Consider the following 18,447-nt stretch of genomic DNA (forward strand, 5'->3'; position numbering starts at 1 on the left):
CAGATTTTTAACGCACGGACAATAAAACGCTTGTCCTTTTACTCATTTTCCATGATTACCGTGTATTGCTTACTTCCTTTACGCACGACGACAGAGTCCGCAAACACGCTACAAACCAAGAATCCGTCGATTTTGTCGGTGACGGCAACAATCCGTCGCTCCTCTCCCGACGCCACCAAAAGAAAGTCTTTTTTCCCCTTTTTAATTTTACCCAACAAACGGAATCCGGGAGGAGACTCCACTTGCTGAAGGAGTTCCCGCTTTTTTCCGGGCAGTCTTCCCCGGGAGACAGGCCGAGCCGATCCATGACCTAAAAAAGGGTCCCGGTAATTTAATAGCAATGCAACCTCTGTTCCGAGAGGAGACGTTCTCGGTTCCATAACGGGAATCTCCGTTTTTATCCCGGAACCGGTTAACCCGATCACCCGGACCGCAATCGCACCCCAAATCAAAAAAGTCGACGCCAGTAATATCCATTGGGTCCCGTTCTTTTTCAATGTTTTCATCACTCCTCTTTTGAAGGTAAAACAACAATTCTCCGTACGGAATACAATCCTTTATAAGCCGAATTCTCCGGCCTTACCCGCCATTCATAGGTACCTATATCCAAGGTAAAAGAATATTTATTCCCCGTCACAAGCGTATCCAACAAATAAAACTCAGGCCGTTCAAAACCGGGTTTCGCCACTTCCAATCTATAACCCGAAGCCCCGGAAACTTCCTCCCACACGAAATTTTGTTCCCCATGCGGTGTCCGAATGCTATCGGCCGGAGCTATCAAACACACTCTTTTCTCCGAAATATCTTTCTCGAACAAATCCTCACATCCTCCCAATAAAAGCAAGAGAATCATACAACCGGCCACCCTTTTCTTCCGTTTCACTCCCGATGATGTACGCTTAATTGTTGTATCCATAACGTCATTTTTAATTGTTTCTTTTTCTTCACTCTGTCTACGGTCGTACCAAAAACGACCGAAACCACTTTTCCCAATGATTTATCCCGTTCGATAAAATCCAATAATTTCACTAAAGAGATAAAATCTCCCGAAAGAATTAATTCACCGATATCTATTCTTACGCTCCCTTCCGTTCGAAGCAGATAAGGAGTATATTTAGACACGACGGTCTCTCCTTCCGTAAGCATGGGTGATAATTTTTTCAACCACTGCCCGTCCTGTAACACGGCTTGTGAAGAAAAAACCTCTTTTACCCGCGGTAGACTACTTCCGTCCGATTCCATCCTCAATTTTTCCAACACGCCCAGTTTCTCTCTATACTCCTGCCAGGAAGCAACCGTTCCCCGAAAACCTAAAAACCAGGCTATCAAAGGCAGGGCACACAACAAACCGGCCAGTTTTATAAAACTCTTATAGGCTTTCCATCCGTTCATAACCGAATCTCTATTTTAAAGAGCGACTGTCCCGTATCCCGTTCCCGCTCCAACGAAATCAACTTAACCTCCCGGGCGAAATCCGTTTTCGTCAACTCTCCTATAAACCGCGTTATCTTTTCCGTTATAGCACATCTCCCTTTGCAACGCAGCAAACCGTCACGAATCGACAACGGTTTTCCCTCTTCGTAAACTTTGAGAAGCGGGCCGATCTCCAAAGATTCCAGCACGACTTCCGGAGGAATAACAGCAGCCATCCGGTCGACGATAAAAGCATTCCTTCGATTTCCGGTTCGCCGGTATTCATTCACGACACGTTCCACTTCTCTCGAATGCTTATCCCGTGCCGAAACATTACGTTCCATCCGAGTCAATTCGGCCTGTAGCAAAGAGTGACGTTTTCTCAACGTGTCGTTCCACAGGAAATTGACCAACAATAAAGAGAGCAGACAGACTAAAACGGGTAATCTCAATTTACGCCTCAGAAAAGTACACAAACAACTTCCTCTTTCCGTCGGCTCCATCAATACTTTCCATTTCAATTCTTCCTGAAAAAAGCGGAAGAGATACGACTCGTATTCCCGTTCGTCGACAGAAGGACTCAAATGAATGCCTGCAACGGGAACCTTCTGCTTTTCCAAAACAGCCGACAAAACCTTTATTCTCTCTTTCCGGGTAAAAACGATCTTCATCCCCTCCCCGGAAAAAGACTCCCTTTCCCACAAAAATTCACCTCCGACAGTTATTCGTTCCATTCCACCTCCGGTCTCATCGAATAACTTCGTAATAATCCCCTCTCCCGTGAACCATATAACAACAGGGTAATCAGGAGATTTTCTGAAAAACGACTCCGGTTCCACGCTTCGTTCCTCTCTTACTATCGTCACTCTTTTTCCGCGACAAATCCCTTCCAGGTAATCCACAACCGGATCACCCTCTCTCTTCATTCGCACAACCAGGAGTCCCACTCTCTTCAATATTACACTCAATCCTCTCATTTTCAATAGATCACCGTAGGTTTAATAAATACGTTTAACTTCTCATCCACCTTACTGTTTTTCGTCGACCCGAACAACCATTTCAAAACCGGGATCCGGGCTAAGAAAGGTAATCCGTTAGACGTTTTTTCCCGGCTATTTCGATCTATCCCGCCAAGCAGGACCATCTCTTCGTTCCGCACCTGAAGCAAAGACTTAAAACTCCGGGTGGCAGTACCGGGAGGGGCATCCTTCTCCTCCCGGGTTGTAAACTCACTCTGCTCTATCTCGATCGAAAGGGTTATCTTCCCGTCCTGACTCACGAAAGGCACGATCTTCAGCGTCAAATTAGCCTCTATATTTTTCCAGGTATAAGACTCTGTCGGGACCGGGATCTGAGAACCGTAATAATTATTTTGGACCTCTTTATAATACTTGGTCTCCCCGCTCTTAAGCGTTGCTTCATGGCCATTTAAGGTAGAAAGTTTCGGAGTCGAACGCAACTCGATATTCCCGGCATCCTCCAAGGCTTTCAGGTTAAGGTAGAAATCAGGCGTCACTTTTCCCAAATTAATCGATCCGAAACCGTTAAAGCTATTGATCAACTTATTGATCGAGGAAGCCGAGAGCGACACGGCCACACCCGGACTTAACGTACCGCCTGTTTTTACCGGTTTATCTCCGAGTCCGGCCGTTATACCCACTTCCCGGATGACGCTTTTTCTGGAATCCACGATCAATACCTCTATCGTAATCAAAGGTACGCTACGATCTATCGACTCCAGGAATCGTTCCACCTCCCGTACCTGACGAGTTGAACCGGTCGCAATAATACTATTTTGATCCGGAAACAACTGTACCTGCATTCCGGTCTTCATGGCCGTGGGTATCAACTCCACGATTTTATCCGCCGAACGATAACGCATCGGTATCACCCGGGTTAAAACCAACTCGTTATTTTTAGTCGTCGAACCGAATAGAAATATTCCATTCTCTTCCCGGTAAGTAAAAGGCGTACCGGCAAAAAGCACCGAAAAAAGAGCAGGTAAATCAACATTTTTCACGTGTAGCGCCGTCTCCTGATTCAACGGAACCAGAAACACCCGGTCGATTCCGAGCAACGCACACACATCCGCCACGATGTCCTGAATATTTCCCCGGTTGATCGAAGCCGTTATCCTTTTCAAACTATCGGCCGTTATCTGATCGGCAGAAAAACCGCGCCTCCTGTTATAAAGGGGAGCCGTATCGCTTTTATCCCCGGCAGCTGCCAGCGGAGCATACAACATCCATGTTCCGCTTTTCTCCCGGACAATCTCCAATTTATTTCCGGAAGCTAAAACCGTAATAGCCTCCTTCACCGGCATCTCCCGAACATATCCGGACACCCGGTAGCGGTATAAATCAGTAGGAACAACGATCTTCTGTCCGGTCAAAACACTCACTATTTTAACGACGGAAATCAGATCGTCATCCCGAAGATCGTAAGACAAAACACCCTTTATACTATCAAATTCTATTCGGGGCTCCCGTGCAACGGGAGCAGGCTGTTCCGGGGAAGTAATCGAAATAATATTCCCCACAACTTCCAAATCCAAACGATACTCTTTGCACAGAAAAAAAAGCAGATCATCGATACGAATCCGTTTAAAGTTACAGGTAACCATCTGATCCTCGTCCACCTTGTAACAAAGATTCACCCCGTTTACCCGGGCTATGGCTCGAAAAAATTCTCCAAGCGACAACTTCCCGACAGAAATATCGATCTCGGAAAGGTAAACACTATCCCGGGCAACAACCCGTTCCAACCTCACCCGGACAGAATCCAGCCGCTCTTCTTCTCCTTTCACCTTTCCGACGAATACCTGTAAAACAACAAACAGCAGAATCATTTTTATACTCATCATCATATCTCTTTTTACGAGTTTAGTAAAGTCAACACTTCTTCCAGAGAGGTCTGTCCCGTCTCCAATAATTCCAGAGCCGAATCCGACAAGGCGCGAATATTTCGTTCCCGAAGATACTTCCCGATGTCGGACTCTTCCCGTCGGATCGCCCCGGATAACTCTTCATCCACCGGAATGACCTCATATATAGCCTTACGTCCCCGGTAGCCAGTATAATAACATTGCTCGCACCCTACAGGTTTAAACAGAGATTTCAAACGATGAACGGTTGAAATTCGACCTGAAATCGCCCCGACCTCTATCTCTTGCTTGCAACAAGGACAAAGCAAACGTACCAAACGCTGGGCCACACAGAGAATAAGCGTATCCGCTATCAAATAGGGATGCACTCCCATATCTACCAAGCGGGAGACACTTCCCCAGGCACTATTCGTGTGGATCGTCGAAAAAATCAAGTGTCCCGTGAGTGAACTTCGAATAGCCATTTGAGCCGTATCCGTATCCCGGATTTCACCCAACATGATAATATCCGGATCTTGTCGTAAAAACGTACGCAAGGCCGCCGTGAACGTCAATCCGATCTCCTCTTTCAACTGTACTTGATTTATTCCTTGAAGAGTGTATTCAACCGGATCTTCTATGGTCAATATATTATTAGTCACCTCGTTCAACAAACGAAGAGTGGCATACAAAGTCGTACTTTTACCGGATCCCGTGGGTCCGCTAATCAGAACCAACCCATGCGGTCTCCTGACAGACACGAGGTAATCCTCCAATTGCTTACGGGAAAACCCCAGGTTTTCTAACTCCAATAACTCCACGTGGCGGGTTAACAGACGCATCACCACCTTTTCCCCGTGGATCGTCGGTAAAGAGGAGACCCGGACATCAAATTTATCTTCTCCCTGTTCGTAAAGAATACGACCGTCTTGAGGCAACCGTTTCTCGGATATATCCAGATTGGCCAAAATCTTTACCTGATTGACCAAGGCCGCGTAATTCCCTCTCTCGATCACGTAACGCTCCACCAATTTTCCATCCAACCGAAAACGCACCCGACAACGCTCCTTATCCGGCTCCAGATGAATATCACTGGCATACTCCCGGTAAGCCTCTTCTATCAATCCTTGCAGAAACCCCGGATTTCCAGAAGCCGGTTTACGTTTTAAGCGTTCCCTTTCGACCGCATCTCCCTCGTTACGATACGATTGTTTTATCAACCGGGAAAATAGTTCTCTATTCAAAGAGTTTACAACGATCTTCTTTCCGGTCAATACTTCCAATTCGGTTATAACCGATTCATAATCCCGACCGGACTCCCCGTAACAACATAACGTATCCCCTTTCGTTTCACAAGGCACCAATTGATACTCCCACGCTTCCCGGGCAGAAAAAAGTTGAAGCATCTCGGTAGATACATGAATTTCTTTCATAACGTTGAATATTGAACAGTACACATCGGAAACAAGAAGCGGATTAAAATCCGAATCAAGTAACAAATACCGACCGTCGCCACTAACGGAATCGTCAACTCCCTTTTTCGTTTACAACAAACGCCCCATCCCACCAATGTCAACAAAAACGAGATTACCAAAAACTTCGGAAACTCCAATCCCGCGAACGCCGGAGTCAGGAAAAAAAGAAAGACTATATCTCCGCTACCGATAAAACGGCGGGTCGCAAACGCCACCGGACCGTATTTCAGTAATAAATACAAGCACACACCTATACCTAAAAATAAGAGAACTACACTATTTATTCCGGTCCGTATAACAGTTTCATATATCCCTTCTTTCATTAAAACAACGATAAACTGTAAGCTTCCGAAGACCAATAAGGTGTATACACTCACTACCCGCCTTTTAAAATCGGAACGGATTAGTAGCATCAAAGGTATCGTCAACAAAAATTCCATCGTTTAATCTTTCGTGATTTCTTTCAGTTCCTTGTCTTGATTGATCTCCCAAACATTATATATCCCGTCGCCGTCAAAATCCACAACCGCCGTAGCTATTGCCCGGAAACCTTTCTCGTTGGCCTCCACGATCTCAATGCGGTAATTGGCATTTCCCCCGTCCGTCGTAAGCTTTGCTTGTTCGAACCCCAACTCTTCTAACGAGGTGGAATAACGCGAGTGAGTATAAAAATTACTCTTCTGCAGGGTATGCAGAAAAACCAATTGCTGCTGCGCCTCCGTACTCTTCGCTTTTGAAATCAACGGCATCAGATTAGGTAAGGCAATTAACACCAGAATGCCGATAATCACCAAAACAACCAATAATTCAGGCAAGGAAAAAGCCTTTAAGCAAAAACTCCTTTTTTTATTCATACTATTTTTCATTTAATACATTCATATTGATACTCATTTTCATCGAATACATTTGCCTCTTCCTCGTCCTGTACTTTTAACATATACCCCATATGCCAATAGGTCACAATCTCGACATAAGGTATCGGTTTCAATAATTTACGACAACAGGATATGATCTTTCTTAATCCCTGAACATTGGATTCGTCATCACATCCCCATCCCTCTAACAATAAGCTTCGACGCCGGACGACACAAGAGCAATTTTCGACCAACAGTCTCAATATCGCGTATTGTTTTACCGTTAACCTCGTGGCCGAACGTCCAACAATCAATTCGGATACATTTCTCTTCAAATAAACATCCTTGGCCACTTTCAGGACTCCTCCCCGCCTTGCATTCAAACGATCCTCTCTTTCTATCGCCTGCGCATAAGCCAAAATACCTTCCGCTCCGCACTCTTGACTTATGTATTGGTTAGCGAAACCATTCAATCCGTTTACAACCTGTTCAGCAATGATTTTCTCCCCGACTAAAATGACATAAATATTACAATTTTGACGTTTTATCATTTTAGCATAGGTCGTACACGAATACCTCTCGGGATAATCCCTAAGAAACACGATATCCGGAGTCCGCTTTTTACAGTAATCACAAGCTTCCCCATTACTTTTAACAACAATCAAACGATGTCCATTACTTGTAAATAAATCGACTACCTTTTGAGTCATATCAGACCGTTGTTCTACATAAAGCACTAAATTCATAATTAATATATTAATTAATTTCTGATAAATTTAAACACTCAAACATGCACTAAAAAGGCAGTAAACATTACTTTTTCACTCCTTTTAATACACATATCTATACTTTTATTTATATATATTTACCATGATATTTATCAATAAAAATATCACACTACCAGTAATCAGTTATTAATAACTCGATTAACATAGAAAGTAATAGAATTATCATATCAAAACAGAATACATATTTACATTTATTAACATTTAGGCGTTTTTTAATAGAATCTCCTTTCATCAAAATTTTATGAAAGAAGCAATAAAGAGATCAATATCTCAAATCAAATTACACGGAGTAATTACAATTCGTTTTTATTTCTCACACCAATACCATTAAAATTTTTCAAACCATTCGCTCTCCAACTTTCTTTCAACAATAAAACAAAATACTCCGTTTACAACCAAATTTCACACCCACATATTACAACTTAAAAATGTTTACGATCAACATATTCATGCAACATTCTGAATTAAAGGAGCTTATTTTCAGTACAACAAAATAACAAAAGAATGTTTACTCCCTTTTTACTGCTCATTCTTTGATATAACATCAAGGCACGAAAAGTCAAACCTAAAAAACAGACGTGCCTATGGAAAAAGAAATTTACCCCTCCCCCGACACTTCGCGACTAAAATAAGCCAACCGGGATTCAACAACAAATACATTAAATTTTAGTTCATAACAGATAACAATCAAAAATTTAGCTTATGAAAAAGATCATTATAATTCTAATATTGTTTTCATATCTAACTCATAAAGGTTTTGCTCAAAGTAAAACCTGTGATTTTTATGAAAGAACGTATCCGAATATTTTGAATAATTGCGTGGAAAACCCCGTGATGTCGCGTCTATTTACCTACAACGAACTTCCATTCCGACATTCAACGGGGCAAGTTCAAATCCAGATTCCCGTTCACGAGTTGGTTATAAACAGTTTATCGTTACCCATCGGAGTATCCTATAACTCGTCGGGAATCAGAATTCAAGACAATCCCGGTATAATTGGTTACGGCTGGTCTATGAATTGTGGGTTCAAAATCTCTCGATCCATTCGAGGAAAGAACGATTTGGAATATCCCGTGATTCAAAACGAGGTGAAAAATTTTTGTGCCGCTACTCCTCTCTCCGGTATTTACGTGAAGAAACTCATTAAAATAGCCCCGGAAGATTCGTACAATACCCCTAACGCTTGGGAAAACGACAAAATGGACGGACAATACGACATTTTCAGAATTGAAATACCTAATTTAAACGTTTCGTTTCTGCTCGAGTATACCAATGGAATATACACAGCACGAACATTTAACGCTTCTCCCTTGTCCATTAAATTATTAACTACCTCAAAAGTAGAAACGAGAAAAACAGGTCCAACAACGACATTAACCAGACGTTACACGGACTTGTATGGGATAGAAGTGACAGACGATAACGGCATTTGTTATAAGTTTGGCGAAACAACACAACGTGATGCTCGAGATCAAAATAAATACACGGAATACAATAAACACTCGACTCGTTCCGGATTCCTAAAAACAGCATGGATGCTACGGGAAATCTGTTTATCCCCAACAAATAAAATAACATTCAACTACAAGGATGCCATAGATTATTCTGATTTTCAACCGAAACTGATTACTTCCGTGTTATATAAAAATTTTTTAATTCAAGATCCTCAAGCCGGTTCTCAGAATGATTTGTGGATTTTAAAGGGAGATTTAAACGCTGCTATCAAGGACGGGAACCATATTGAATACAACATGAATTTATTGTGGATACAGGAAAAAAATCGAGGCATTGAAGATTTACAAGGCACACCGGAACCGAACAATTACAAGCTCATCAAAAGCATCACGAATCCATGGATAGAATTAGAGTTCAATTACGATAGCATACAAAAGATCGGTAATCCGGATCAAACCGTCACTTCTTCCTATTACAGGCAACGTCTTTCCAGCATACGTGTTTTCTCGAGGTCGAATAACAGCAGATCGGATAATATCAAAGATATCCATTTTTACGGTCACGAGGGATTTTTGGATAGTTTGTCAATCTCCGGTAACGGTAAATACAAGTTTTTGTATGATCGTAGAGATAAAAATTTTACAACAGAACAATTTCAGAAAGCGATAGACTGGTGGGGGTATTGTAACGGGAAAAATAACGCATCAAGTCTCCCGCGGGATGACTCCCACGGGAGCGCCGCCGATAAAAGAAATCCCGATTCCTTGTACACAAAAGTTAAAGCTCTTGAAAAGATAATCTACCCGACAGGAGGAAGTGTTAAAATCAACTACGGGACCCATCACTTCCAGGATGGTACCTATGGCGGCGGTTTACGAGTGGAATCGTTGGAAACCTATGATCCTTCCTCGGGCAATATAATTACTAAAAAATTTAAATACGGGAAACCAAGGTATTCAGGGATTCCTTATTCTTCAATCGATTATCATTCCAATTCAACCACTCACTTGTACGTGGGAAAAGACATCACGATCCAATACAACGGCGGAATGAAACAAAGTTATCATGCCCATGCTTATGACGTCGATATAAACACGTGGACCACCTTTACTTTCCCACTCGTGTATACCCCTTATACATCCTTCCCGGTTTGGTATCAAAACGTGACGGAAGAAAATAACGAAGGTAAAGTTGAATACACTTTTGAATACACGCCTTACGCTTATGATCCCAAATATATAGATGGAATGTTTGACTATACCTTCAGTCACGAAGAACCGTCTTTAACAAAAATGCATGTTTTCAAAAAGAACGGTACAGGCAGATTCGATCCGGTCAAGTCGGTAGTGAATTCATACTCCCGCAATTTCATCTCTTTATACGAAGTTAACGTGGTGGGTTATTATCGTGAAATGTCAACTTTCGGCGAAATACAAAGAAGGGGTTCTCACGAAGACTTACCATTATTGGACAATTCACGATATCCATCCCGTATCTTTCGAACCCTGGCGATAGGTCAAGTCTCGTTAAAAAGCACCCGGGAAACCCTGTACTATCAACAAGACACTACCTCTACCTACACCACTTTTCGTTACGATAAAGAGCGCCCGTACAATGTAATACTCAAAACCGTGTTACTTAAAAATCGGGACCTAATCACCCAAAAATACTTTTACAGCAACAATCAGCTACCGGTGAACAAAGGAGTTACAACCATAGACCACGGACTTACAGGCTACAACACGCAAAAGACTGCAGTTATCCAGCAACAAACCAGTAGAAATAACAAACTCGTGGGTAGTAGTTTGACCTATTTCAAAACGGTAAATTCCACGCAAAAAGTACCGAAAGAAAAGTATTATGCCGGACCAGATGGGGTGATGGAAAAACGAGAAGAGTTTCTCTCGTACGACATGTACGGGAATCCCGTGGAAATCGTGAAAGACAAGCACGCTTCCAGGGTACGACTCTGGAGTTATGGTGGCATGTATCCCGTAGCTGAGATTAAAAACGCTACATTCCAACAAGTTAAAAACGTACTCAGTGAACTGGCCGTTACCTTACCACTGCAATCATTACCGGATAATATCTGGTCTACTTTGAATCGTCTAAGATCGACACCCGACCTTAAAAATGCTTCAGTCACGACCTATAAATACAAGCCTTTTGTCGGTCTGGTCGAGATCGTGGATTCCAGAGGTATATCCACATACTTCAGTTATGACGCACACGGACGCCTAAAAGAGACATATATAATGGAAAACGGGAGTAAAAAATTACTTCAGGAAAACGAGTACAAGTTTTACGATGAAAAATAATAAGGCTATGCATACGATAAAAATAATTTTCACTTACTTCTTGCTTACAATATCCTTAGGTGTAGAAGCACACGACAAAAAGATCTGTATTTCTACAAACGAAAAAAATATTGAAAAGCTATTTAACGAAAAATATAACGCGAGAAATAGACAAACTCCCGCATATGACTATCATAAACAAAATGACGTGGTAGTTATATTGTTTAAAGTGGAATCGAGTGGTCCATGCAGAACGATGAAAAAAATCATAGAGGATGTAAAGCCTGAATTTCAAAATGATCCCGTGAGTTTCATCTATATCGACACGGATTCACTTCCCGGTGTCGCCGAATTTTATGGCGTATCGAGTTTACCGTATATCGTGTTTTACAGGTACGGGGAACTTAAAGAAACGGCAAAGATTAAATCCCCGAAATTAATCCGGCAAATCGTCTCTGAATTGCTTCAAAAATCTCCCACGGGTCCATTGGATCCGGTTTTAAAAAATTACACGTTAACCCGTCATTACCGTTACACGGTGGGCAGTCTCTACCTGGAAACCGTGCAATACCTGGACGGGTTAGGACGGGATTTGTTTACAATTTCCAAGGGAATTACCCCAAACAAGCAAGACCTCGTAAACCTTACCGAATATGACGGCTTGGGAAGAAAATTTAGAACATGGCTACCGGGACTTCTAACGACCACGAGAAGCGGTATTAACATGGACAGTTTAAAGCACTCGATGATAGGGTCAGAACTACACGACCAGGATGCTAATCCTTATTCCGAGATAAAGTACGAACCAGGCTCCTCGGAACGAGTGTCAAAAGTTTATAATCCGGGAAAGGACTGGTATACAAATGACAAGGCGATTGTCACCGAATTTTGCCTGAATACGACATCATATCCCTGTCCTTATTACTATTTGACTCGCTCGGGAACATCTTACGTCATAAACAAAACCGGAAATTACCCGACAAATGAATTGTACGTGACAAAAATAAAAGATGAAGATGGAAATATCTCTTTCGAGTTTAAGGACAAACTGAACCAAGTGGTAATGACTCGACAAATAAACGGAAGCAAAAGTTATGACACGTATTACGTTTATAACGATGACGGGAATTTATGTGTTGTGTTACCCCCTAAAGCAGTGAAAACATTCGGGACTGACGGTTCGTGGAATGAAACGGACGGGAAAATTCAAGAACTATGCTACCTGTATAAATATGATTCGCGAAACAGGTGTAAAGCGAAAAAAATACCCGGAGGCGATTGGAGCCTAATTATCTATGATAATATGGATCGGGACGTGATGAGTCAGGATGGAAATCTTAGAGAAGAGAATAAATGGTTCTATCACGTGTATGACAACTTGGACCGGAAAATTAGAAGTAATATTGTCATTGCCAGCGGTAATCTTTCGAGAGATAGCATTCAATCCTTGTACAATATTTGGTTTGATGACACGTATCCTTTGCAAAACAACGCCCAGGATATTGATAAACCTCTTCAAGGCAACACATTCCGTCTCCACTCCCGATTACAAGAAATCAACTATGATGATTACAGCAGTCTACCGATAAACGGAGAACTTGCTTTTAAGCCCGTGTATAATATCGTGGCAACCGCAGATAACAACATCAAAGGACTTATCACACGGGAGAAATTGTATGTATTGGATGAAACAACAAATACCCATCACGTGGAAAAAGCTTTCTACTATGACGACAAGGCCCGGGTGGTTCAAATTGTAACCAAAAACAAATACGATAGGATTAGCCGGGAAAGCTACAAGTACGATTTCACGGGTAATCTTCTTGCTCGACAAGAGATACACGCTACAGGCCCCGGAAAAGCGGATTCGATTCTCTTCACCTTCGAGTATGATCATGCATCCCGGCTCATTTCCTCTACAGCCCAATTGAACAATAGCCTTTTGGCTTCGACGCAATACACTTACGACGAGTTAGGGCAACTGAAAACAAAAAAGTACGGCATCAGCTCAAATGCAATAAATGAAAAATTCGACTACAACATCCGGGGATGGCTGAAAACGCAAACGAACGACCTGTTCGAAATCCAATTAAGGTATAACCTTCCGCTCATACAAGGAACAAATGCCCGTTACGGGGGGAACATAACGGAGTGGAAATGGCATCACAAACAAAAAAACGGACAAGATTTTGCGGCGAATACCTACACGTTTACCTATGACCCCTTGGGACGTTTAAACGAGGCAAAACAATATATTGCGGGAAATTTAAATAATCAATTCGTGGAAAAAGGAATTCAGTACGACGAAAACGGCAATATCCTGTCATTACAGCGAACCGCCAATGGGGTTCTCGCAGATAATCTATTGTATACCTACACTGGAAATAAATTGACAACTTTAACAGAAAACGTCCGTACGAATCCTACAGGAGATATTTACATTCCCGGGAACACGGCTGCAGGTACTTATTCCTATGATAAGAATGGAAATATGACAAATGACAGTCGCAAGGCTTTGAATTTATCTTACAATGTTTTAAATTTGTTGAAAGAGATAAAAACGACCATGGGAGTGATAAAAGTAAAATACAGTTATCTTGCCGATGGAACGAAATTAGAAGTACGGGATAACAATAACACGAATGGTTTTGACTATCTGGGATCCCTGATATACAAGAAAAGTAGTGCCGGGGTACAACTCGAGTCGGCCAATTTCGGCAGCGGCGTAATCCGGGCAAGCAACTCCACCAACGGCGGGTTCGAGGTGAACTACTTTTTGAACGATCATCTCGGCAGCGTCAGGGTGATTGTAGATGACAACGGGAACGTGAAGGAACGAAACGACTACTACCCCTTCGGTGCCAGGCACGCCCGGGCAGATTACGCCCAACAAGGAGGAAACCGTTACAAGTACAACGGAAAGGAGGAACAGACCACGGGCAACCTCGATTACCTCGACTACGGCGCCCGCATGTATGATAACAAATTAGGACGCTGGTTCACCGTCGACCCCATGACCGAGAAATATTACTCGTTGAGTTCTTATAATTATTGCGCGAACAACCCCGTTTTGTTTGTTGATCCGGATGGACAAGACATGGATTGGTATAGAGATCCAACAGGAGAAATCAAATACGATCCCACGATACATTCCGCGAAAGACATGAAAAAGAAAAAGATAGAGGGAACTTATTTGGGAAAAACTTATACAGAAGAAAATAACTATTACAGCTTGTTCGGCCACATGATGAATTTACAAAACTGGGAAGGACGTCTCTATCAGAAGATAGACGAGTCTCTAATATCACACGCAAATTATATAAAAAGAATGAGTGAATTTGATGATGATCCAGATATCTTTAAAATGGAACCTTTGGAGCGTTCTGTCAATTTTGATATTGGGATTCCGTTCAAAAGAGATACTTGGGGATTGGCAGAGAATAATATTCATATATTTGAATATGAAGGGAGTACCGGATATTATTTCATGAACGAAGTTCCTAACGGGATGTACGGAAAATTTGACCGTGGAGATGACAAGTATACGCATACTAAGGCTATTAGTAATATGGGATTAAAAAGTGGTTACAATATGTATATTAGAAAAAAATTAGATCCTCAGTCTAGTATTGTCACGTTTGTTTTTCCAACGTTAGAAAGTAAAAATAAATTTTATAAGAAATGGCAAGAAGAATTTTTTTATTCAAAATAACAATTTGTGTCTTGATACTTTTTTGTGGGTCTTGCAAGACCCACAAACATATGGCAAATATGGGGAGATATGATTATCCTTTCTTGGATTGGATAATTGACGGGTATAAAATATATTATCTTAAAAGTCCGGAATCAAAAGAAGATTTATTAAAGTTATTGAAAGATTATAAAAAAGGAAACAAAGACTATTATCTATCTTACTCGATCTCTAAATTCAAAAAGAATGTAAAGCGAATAGAATGGGTATCGGATAGTAATTATAGTATGTTAATGGAAAATGGACATATTATTTCAGACTACATTTACCCGTTTGAACCTTGGATGTATAATATTTACACGATACCAAGTTATTTGAGAGGGGTGCATTGTTTCGATCGAAATGGAAAACCTGTAAAAAAGAAAATTGAAAACAAGATAAAGCAAGGCATAAGGGAAATACGTTCTCGTTATCCCCGTGGAAAATACATCATCTTACCTGGAGAGGAGGAAGAGAGGTATCTTATACTAAAATATGACCCGATAAACAAATTACACGCGTACGGGGAAGATTTTGAAGAGTATGTAAAAGGACCTTACTTTGAAGAAATAGAAGCCTATTTTCAAAAGATAACTAAAAAATATAACTTGTCCAGGATTGTTTTCTCCACTGTTTTATGTTTTCCAAGAGATAGTATTCCAAAGTAAATGATTTGTATTATTCTTTGATTCTATAAAATTCAGAGAGACGATTCTTCGAGGTTAATGCTAACCTCTTGGAACCGTCTCTCGATTTTTTTAATGGAGAAGTAACCATGAGGAGTGACGGTAACCCACAGGAATAGTGTAACGGTTATCACGACAGAGTGAATCGATTCACGGGTAGAGTAAGCAGTAAACCATTCATGCTAAATGATCTCCCCGAGTCGGGGTTCGACTACGGGGAGATCTTAATTTTAACCGATATAAATTAAACGTTACGAATCGGATAGGGATTGCTTTATTCTGAACAACAGGTATTCATAATGCGTTTTGGTTTCGCCCGAAGCTCGGGTTACTTTGTCCTTTAGCATCGACTCGATATCCAGCAACATTTGATAATAGAGTGAGGAAACCGGATAAGATTTTTGCAGAACTCCCGCTACAGGATAAAATCCGGCACGTTCAAATTTGACTTCCCCGGATGTCAATTTATCCACAAATTTTTTACCGTATTGCATCGCCAGAGGAGCTTGTACGGGTATCGCCAAAGCATCTTTGGACAAGTAGAACGTGGCGGGAGTCGCACTTACGGTCGAGGTGGTTATTACGCTATTCAAGAAAGCCCGCTGTAAATCGATTTCCTCGCGTGTCAAGGAACGATTTTTTAACGTTGCTTCCCATACCCATCGGTAGAGATCGTCCATGTACTCCCGGATGGTATATGTTTCGGAGGATTTCTCCGTACAAAATGCCACGGCAACGGTTCGATTGAATAAGGCCGAGACGATAAGCGATCGAAAAGCCTCTTTTTTACTCTCCATGATCTCCAGTTCATTCAGAATCTCTGCTTCATCCCACCAGGAAAGATCTTTTGCCAGATCCATCAGGAATTTCACCGACTCTTTTTGTTTTTGCTTAGAGACCATCTCGTAGGGCATACGTCCATCCCCCATTTTGACATCCCGAAGATAGCATCCTCCGATCGTTGCAGCCACCTCACGAACTTTGTTCGTGAACAAGTTGTCCACATATCCTAAAAGCTCTTTGCATTCGCTCGTTTCGGTATTATTTTTCAAATACCATTCGTGGAAATGTACCAGAGCCGATTTTATATTTTTTACCAGGTAACCGAGAGCCTTCACCTGATCGTCGCCCAAATCTCCCGAAACGACTGAAGGATCAAAAGAGGGGTAGGAGATTAGTTTTCTACTGAACCTGCAATAAGGATCTTTCAGCCCCTCGCGTATCCATTTGTCCAACAGGGGAGTTTCATCCTCAAAATTCTTTCCGGATATAGGTTTATACAACCATTTGATCGTGTAAAAATCATATGGTCCAAGACCTTTGGGACTCATTCTTACTCCTTTTTTCACATCCTCGGGTTGTGCTATATAGTTGTAAGTGATTCCATCCATGATAGAAGGAGAAAGCCCGTACGTATCGGTAAAGGTGGCCGAACGCAAAGAATCGACAGGATATGCATAAGATGCTCCTAAATTCCTTGTCAATCCCAGACAACTTCCGACAGCCTGTGTCACGTAGGCTTTCAACATCTCCCCTGTCATCTGCAAGGAAAAATTGTCTTGCCGCACGGAAGGGTCGGCCCCCATTGTCTGTGATACCCGATCATTATACATCGAACCGATAACATTGTTATGGATATAGAGAGAAGCATTCAATATCTCTCCACTTCGAGGATCTTCATGCATGGAGGTCTGAACCGCAGTCATCCACAATACCGAAGGAGAATATCGAATGGTTGAATGACGAATGTCATTGGCATCAAAATCGGGATCGTTCCCGGGAAAGTTGACCACCCGAATCACATTTTTAAATCCGATCTTTTCAAAGGCCTGATTCCACTCTTCCGCACCTGCTTTCACGTAAGGCTTCCAGAATTCCGGCATCAGTGAGTCCAGATAAAACACAATCGGTTTCCGAGGTTCCACGAGCTCTCCGGAAGCATATTTTGCCTCATCCGTCGGTTCGAGTCTCCAACGTTTCGCAAAATAAATCGGTTTCACACCCTCGTCGGTTTTGGAAAAATCGACTTTCCTGATCGGCATCACCCCGATTCGGGCATCCGCCAACCGAGGACGCATCGGTTGCTTCGGCAATAGTATCAACATCTTATTTACAGTGACACTCACGGGAGCATTCAGAGCCATCGGGTATTTTCCAAAAACCAAACGATCCACGTCAAATCCCATCTCACAGGTTACGCGAATTTCCTGATCCCTCACCTGAATGTCTTTTAGAAAAGATCGATCCGCTTGATATTTATGAATGCGAGCCACAAAACCGAATAAAGAATTTCCACCGAAAGCTGTAAACGGATTGGTATAGGCTGAACTTTCCAAAAACAACGGAGTGACATCCACTAAAACGGCATTTTTATCCGGTGTCCGTGCTTCGATTTTAAAGCTTTTGTAAACACCCCCGATGGTAGACTCCTTCAATGCCTGACTCAGTCCTTCATTATTTTCCGGATCATAAACAGAACTGGAAATTAGACGAGCCTGTAACAAAGAATCCAATTTGGTGAAACGGAGATGTACGCCTTTTCCGGCAAATTGTCCCACAACACCCTCTCCGTTGTCACTAATCTCCTCTATGGAAGAAGTCAACAAAATATCTTTGTTTAACAACTGATTCGGAAATTCCATGTATACTTTACCGTCTATCTGATGAAGTTTCACGAATCCTTCCCGGGTAATGCATTTTTTCCCTTTAAAAAATTTCTGATAGGGAGTTTCGACCTTTTTGGGGGTCTCTTCTTTTTTCTTTCGTTTGGCAGAAACCTCTAGACTAAGGCCTAAAACAAAGAAAGAAATAATACTGATATAGATTATTTTTCTCATATTCAACTTTCTGTTTACCATTTCGGATACAATATATTTTACCATAAG

The 18,447-nt window shown here is 41.9% G+C and carries 13 protein-coding genes; 3 read left to right on the forward strand and 10 right to left on the reverse strand.

The features are described 5' to 3' along the window. Positions 1 to 38: 38 nt before the first annotated feature. From NVS78_RS13160 to NVS78_RS13200, 9 genes are read right to left on the reverse strand one after another with little or no spacing between them, the layout of a single operon-like run. Positions 39 to 506 carry a hypothetical protein gene (locus NVS78_RS13160; protein WP_059025288.1) on the reverse strand — a complete coding sequence of 156 codons (468 nt, stop codon included), beginning with the start codon at positions 504 to 506 and terminating at the stop codon, positions 39 to 41. Continuing rightward, positions 506 to 916: a hypothetical protein gene (locus NVS78_RS13165; RefSeq protein WP_059025289.1), complete on the reverse strand. Its 411-nt coding sequence runs from the start codon at positions 914 to 916 to the stop codon at positions 506 to 508. Before NVS78_RS13165 ends, NVS78_RS13160 begins: the two co-directional genes overlap by 1 nt. Further along, positions 880 to 1,392: a hypothetical protein gene (locus tag NVS78_RS13170; RefSeq protein WP_286359574.1), complete on the reverse strand. Its 513-nt coding sequence runs from the start codon at positions 1,390 to 1,392 to the stop codon at positions 880 to 882. The genes NVS78_RS13165 and NVS78_RS13170 overlap by 37 nt, the downstream gene beginning before the upstream one ends. After that, on the reverse strand, positions 1,389 to 2,381 hold the full coding sequence (locus NVS78_RS13175) for a hypothetical protein (RefSeq protein WP_286359575.1): 993 nt from the start codon (positions 2,379 to 2,381) through the stop codon (positions 1,389 to 1,391). Before NVS78_RS13175 ends, NVS78_RS13170 begins: the two co-directional genes overlap by 4 nt. A gap of 11 nt (positions 2,382 to 2,392) precedes the next feature. Then, on the reverse strand, positions 2,393 to 4,276 hold the full coding sequence (locus tag NVS78_RS13180) for a type II secretion system protein GspD (RefSeq protein WP_286137415.1): 1,884 nt from the start codon (positions 4,274 to 4,276) through the stop codon (positions 2,393 to 2,395). 11 nt (positions 4,277 to 4,287) lie between these two features. After that, the gene (locus NVS78_RS13185; protein ID WP_059025292.1) at positions 4,288 to 5,709 is read right to left on the reverse strand and encodes a GspE/PulE family protein; all 1,422 of its coding nucleotides are present in this window, start codon (positions 5,707 to 5,709) and stop codon (positions 4,288 to 4,290) included. Then, positions 5,706 to 6,191: a hypothetical protein gene (locus tag NVS78_RS13190; protein WP_286359576.1), complete on the reverse strand. Its 486-nt coding sequence runs from the start codon at positions 6,189 to 6,191 to the stop codon at positions 5,706 to 5,708. The genes NVS78_RS13185 and NVS78_RS13190 overlap by 4 nt, the downstream gene beginning before the upstream one ends. 3 nt (positions 6,192 to 6,194) lie before the next feature. Continuing rightward, entirely contained in the window at positions 6,195 to 6,605 is a 411-nt protein-coding gene (locus tag NVS78_RS13195) for a type IV pilin protein (RefSeq protein ID WP_286359577.1), read from the reverse strand. A gap of 8 nt (positions 6,606 to 6,613) precedes the next feature. Continuing rightward, complete coding sequence (locus tag NVS78_RS13200; protein WP_286359578.1) at positions 6,614 to 7,351, reverse strand: winged helix-turn-helix domain-containing protein; 738 nt, start codon at positions 7,349 to 7,351, stop codon at positions 6,614 to 6,616. A 744-nt stretch (positions 7,352 to 8,095) separates the two neighbouring features. Between NVS78_RS13200 and NVS78_RS13205 the strand changes: the two genes are divergently transcribed. The 3 genes from NVS78_RS13205 to NVS78_RS13215 all read left to right on the forward strand — a co-directional run bounded on the left by NVS78_RS13205 (position 8,096) and on the right by NVS78_RS13215 (position 15,544). Further along, positions 8,096 to 11,167, forward strand: a complete 3,072-nt coding sequence (locus tag NVS78_RS13205; protein ID WP_286359579.1) for a hypothetical protein — start codon at positions 8,096 to 8,098, stop codon at positions 11,165 to 11,167. Between the two features lie 187 nt (positions 11,168 to 11,354). Beyond that, positions 11,355 to 14,858, forward strand: coding sequence for a DUF6443 domain-containing protein (locus NVS78_RS13210; RefSeq protein WP_286359580.1), 3,504 nt, complete (start codon positions 11,355 to 11,357; stop codon positions 14,856 to 14,858). Between the two features lie 59 nt (positions 14,859 to 14,917). Next, positions 14,918 to 15,544 (forward strand): hypothetical protein, encoded by a 627-nt coding sequence (locus NVS78_RS13215; RefSeq protein ID WP_286359581.1) that lies wholly within the window; start codon positions 14,918 to 14,920, stop codon positions 15,542 to 15,544. 269 nt (positions 15,545 to 15,813) lie between these two features. Here the strand turns inward: NVS78_RS13215 and NVS78_RS13220 are convergent, their stop codons facing one another. Further along, positions 15,814 to 18,399: a zinc-dependent metalloprotease gene (locus tag NVS78_RS13220; protein WP_286359582.1), complete on the reverse strand. Its 2,586-nt coding sequence runs from the start codon at positions 18,397 to 18,399 to the stop codon at positions 15,814 to 15,816. Positions 18,400 to 18,447: the final 48 nt, after the last annotated feature.

Source organism: Gabonibacter chumensis, assembly GCF_024741215.1.
Taxonomy (GTDB): Bacteria; Bacteroidota; Bacteroidia; order Bacteroidales; family Marinifilaceae; genus Gabonibacter; species Gabonibacter massiliensis.

Excerpts from the sequence above, each read along its gene's own strand:
- NVS78_RS13200 (WP_286359578.1), bottom strand. The coding sequence starts at position 7,351 with ATGAATTTAGTGCTTTATGTAGAACAACGGTCTGATATGACTCAAAAG.
- NVS78_RS13190 (WP_286359576.1), bottom strand. The coding sequence starts at position 6,191 with ATGGAATTTTTGTTGACGATACCTTTGATGCTACTAATCCGTTCCGAT.
- NVS78_RS13195 (WP_286359577.1), bottom strand. The coding sequence starts at position 6,605 with ATGAATAAAAAAAGGAGTTTTTGCTTAAAGGCTTTTTCCTTGCCTGAA.
- NVS78_RS13185 (WP_059025292.1), bottom strand. The coding sequence starts at position 5,709 with ATGAAAGAAATTCATGTATCTACCGAGATGCTTCAACTTTTTTCTGCC.
- NVS78_RS13205 (WP_286359579.1), top strand. The coding sequence starts at position 8,096 with ATGAAAAAGATCATTATAATTCTAATATTGTTTTCATATCTAACTCAT.
- NVS78_RS13170 (WP_286359574.1), bottom strand. The coding sequence starts at position 1,392 with ATGAACGGATGGAAAGCCTATAAGAGTTTTATAAAACTGGCCGGTTTG.
- NVS78_RS13215 (WP_286359581.1), top strand. The coding sequence starts at position 14,918 with ATGGGGAGATATGATTATCCTTTCTTGGATTGGATAATTGACGGGTAT.
- NVS78_RS13165 (WP_059025289.1), bottom strand. The coding sequence starts at position 916 with ATGGATACAACAATTAAGCGTACATCATCGGGAGTGAAACGGAAGAAA.
- NVS78_RS13160 (WP_059025288.1), bottom strand. The coding sequence starts at position 506 with ATGAAAACATTGAAAAAGAACGGGACCCAATGGATATTACTGGCGTCG.
- NVS78_RS13180 (WP_286137415.1), bottom strand. The coding sequence starts at position 4,276 with ATGATGAGTATAAAAATGATTCTGCTGTTTGTTGTTTTACAGGTATTC.
- NVS78_RS13220 (WP_286359582.1), bottom strand. The coding sequence starts at position 18,399 with ATGAGAAAAATAATCTATATCAGTATTATTTCTTTCTTTGTTTTAGGC.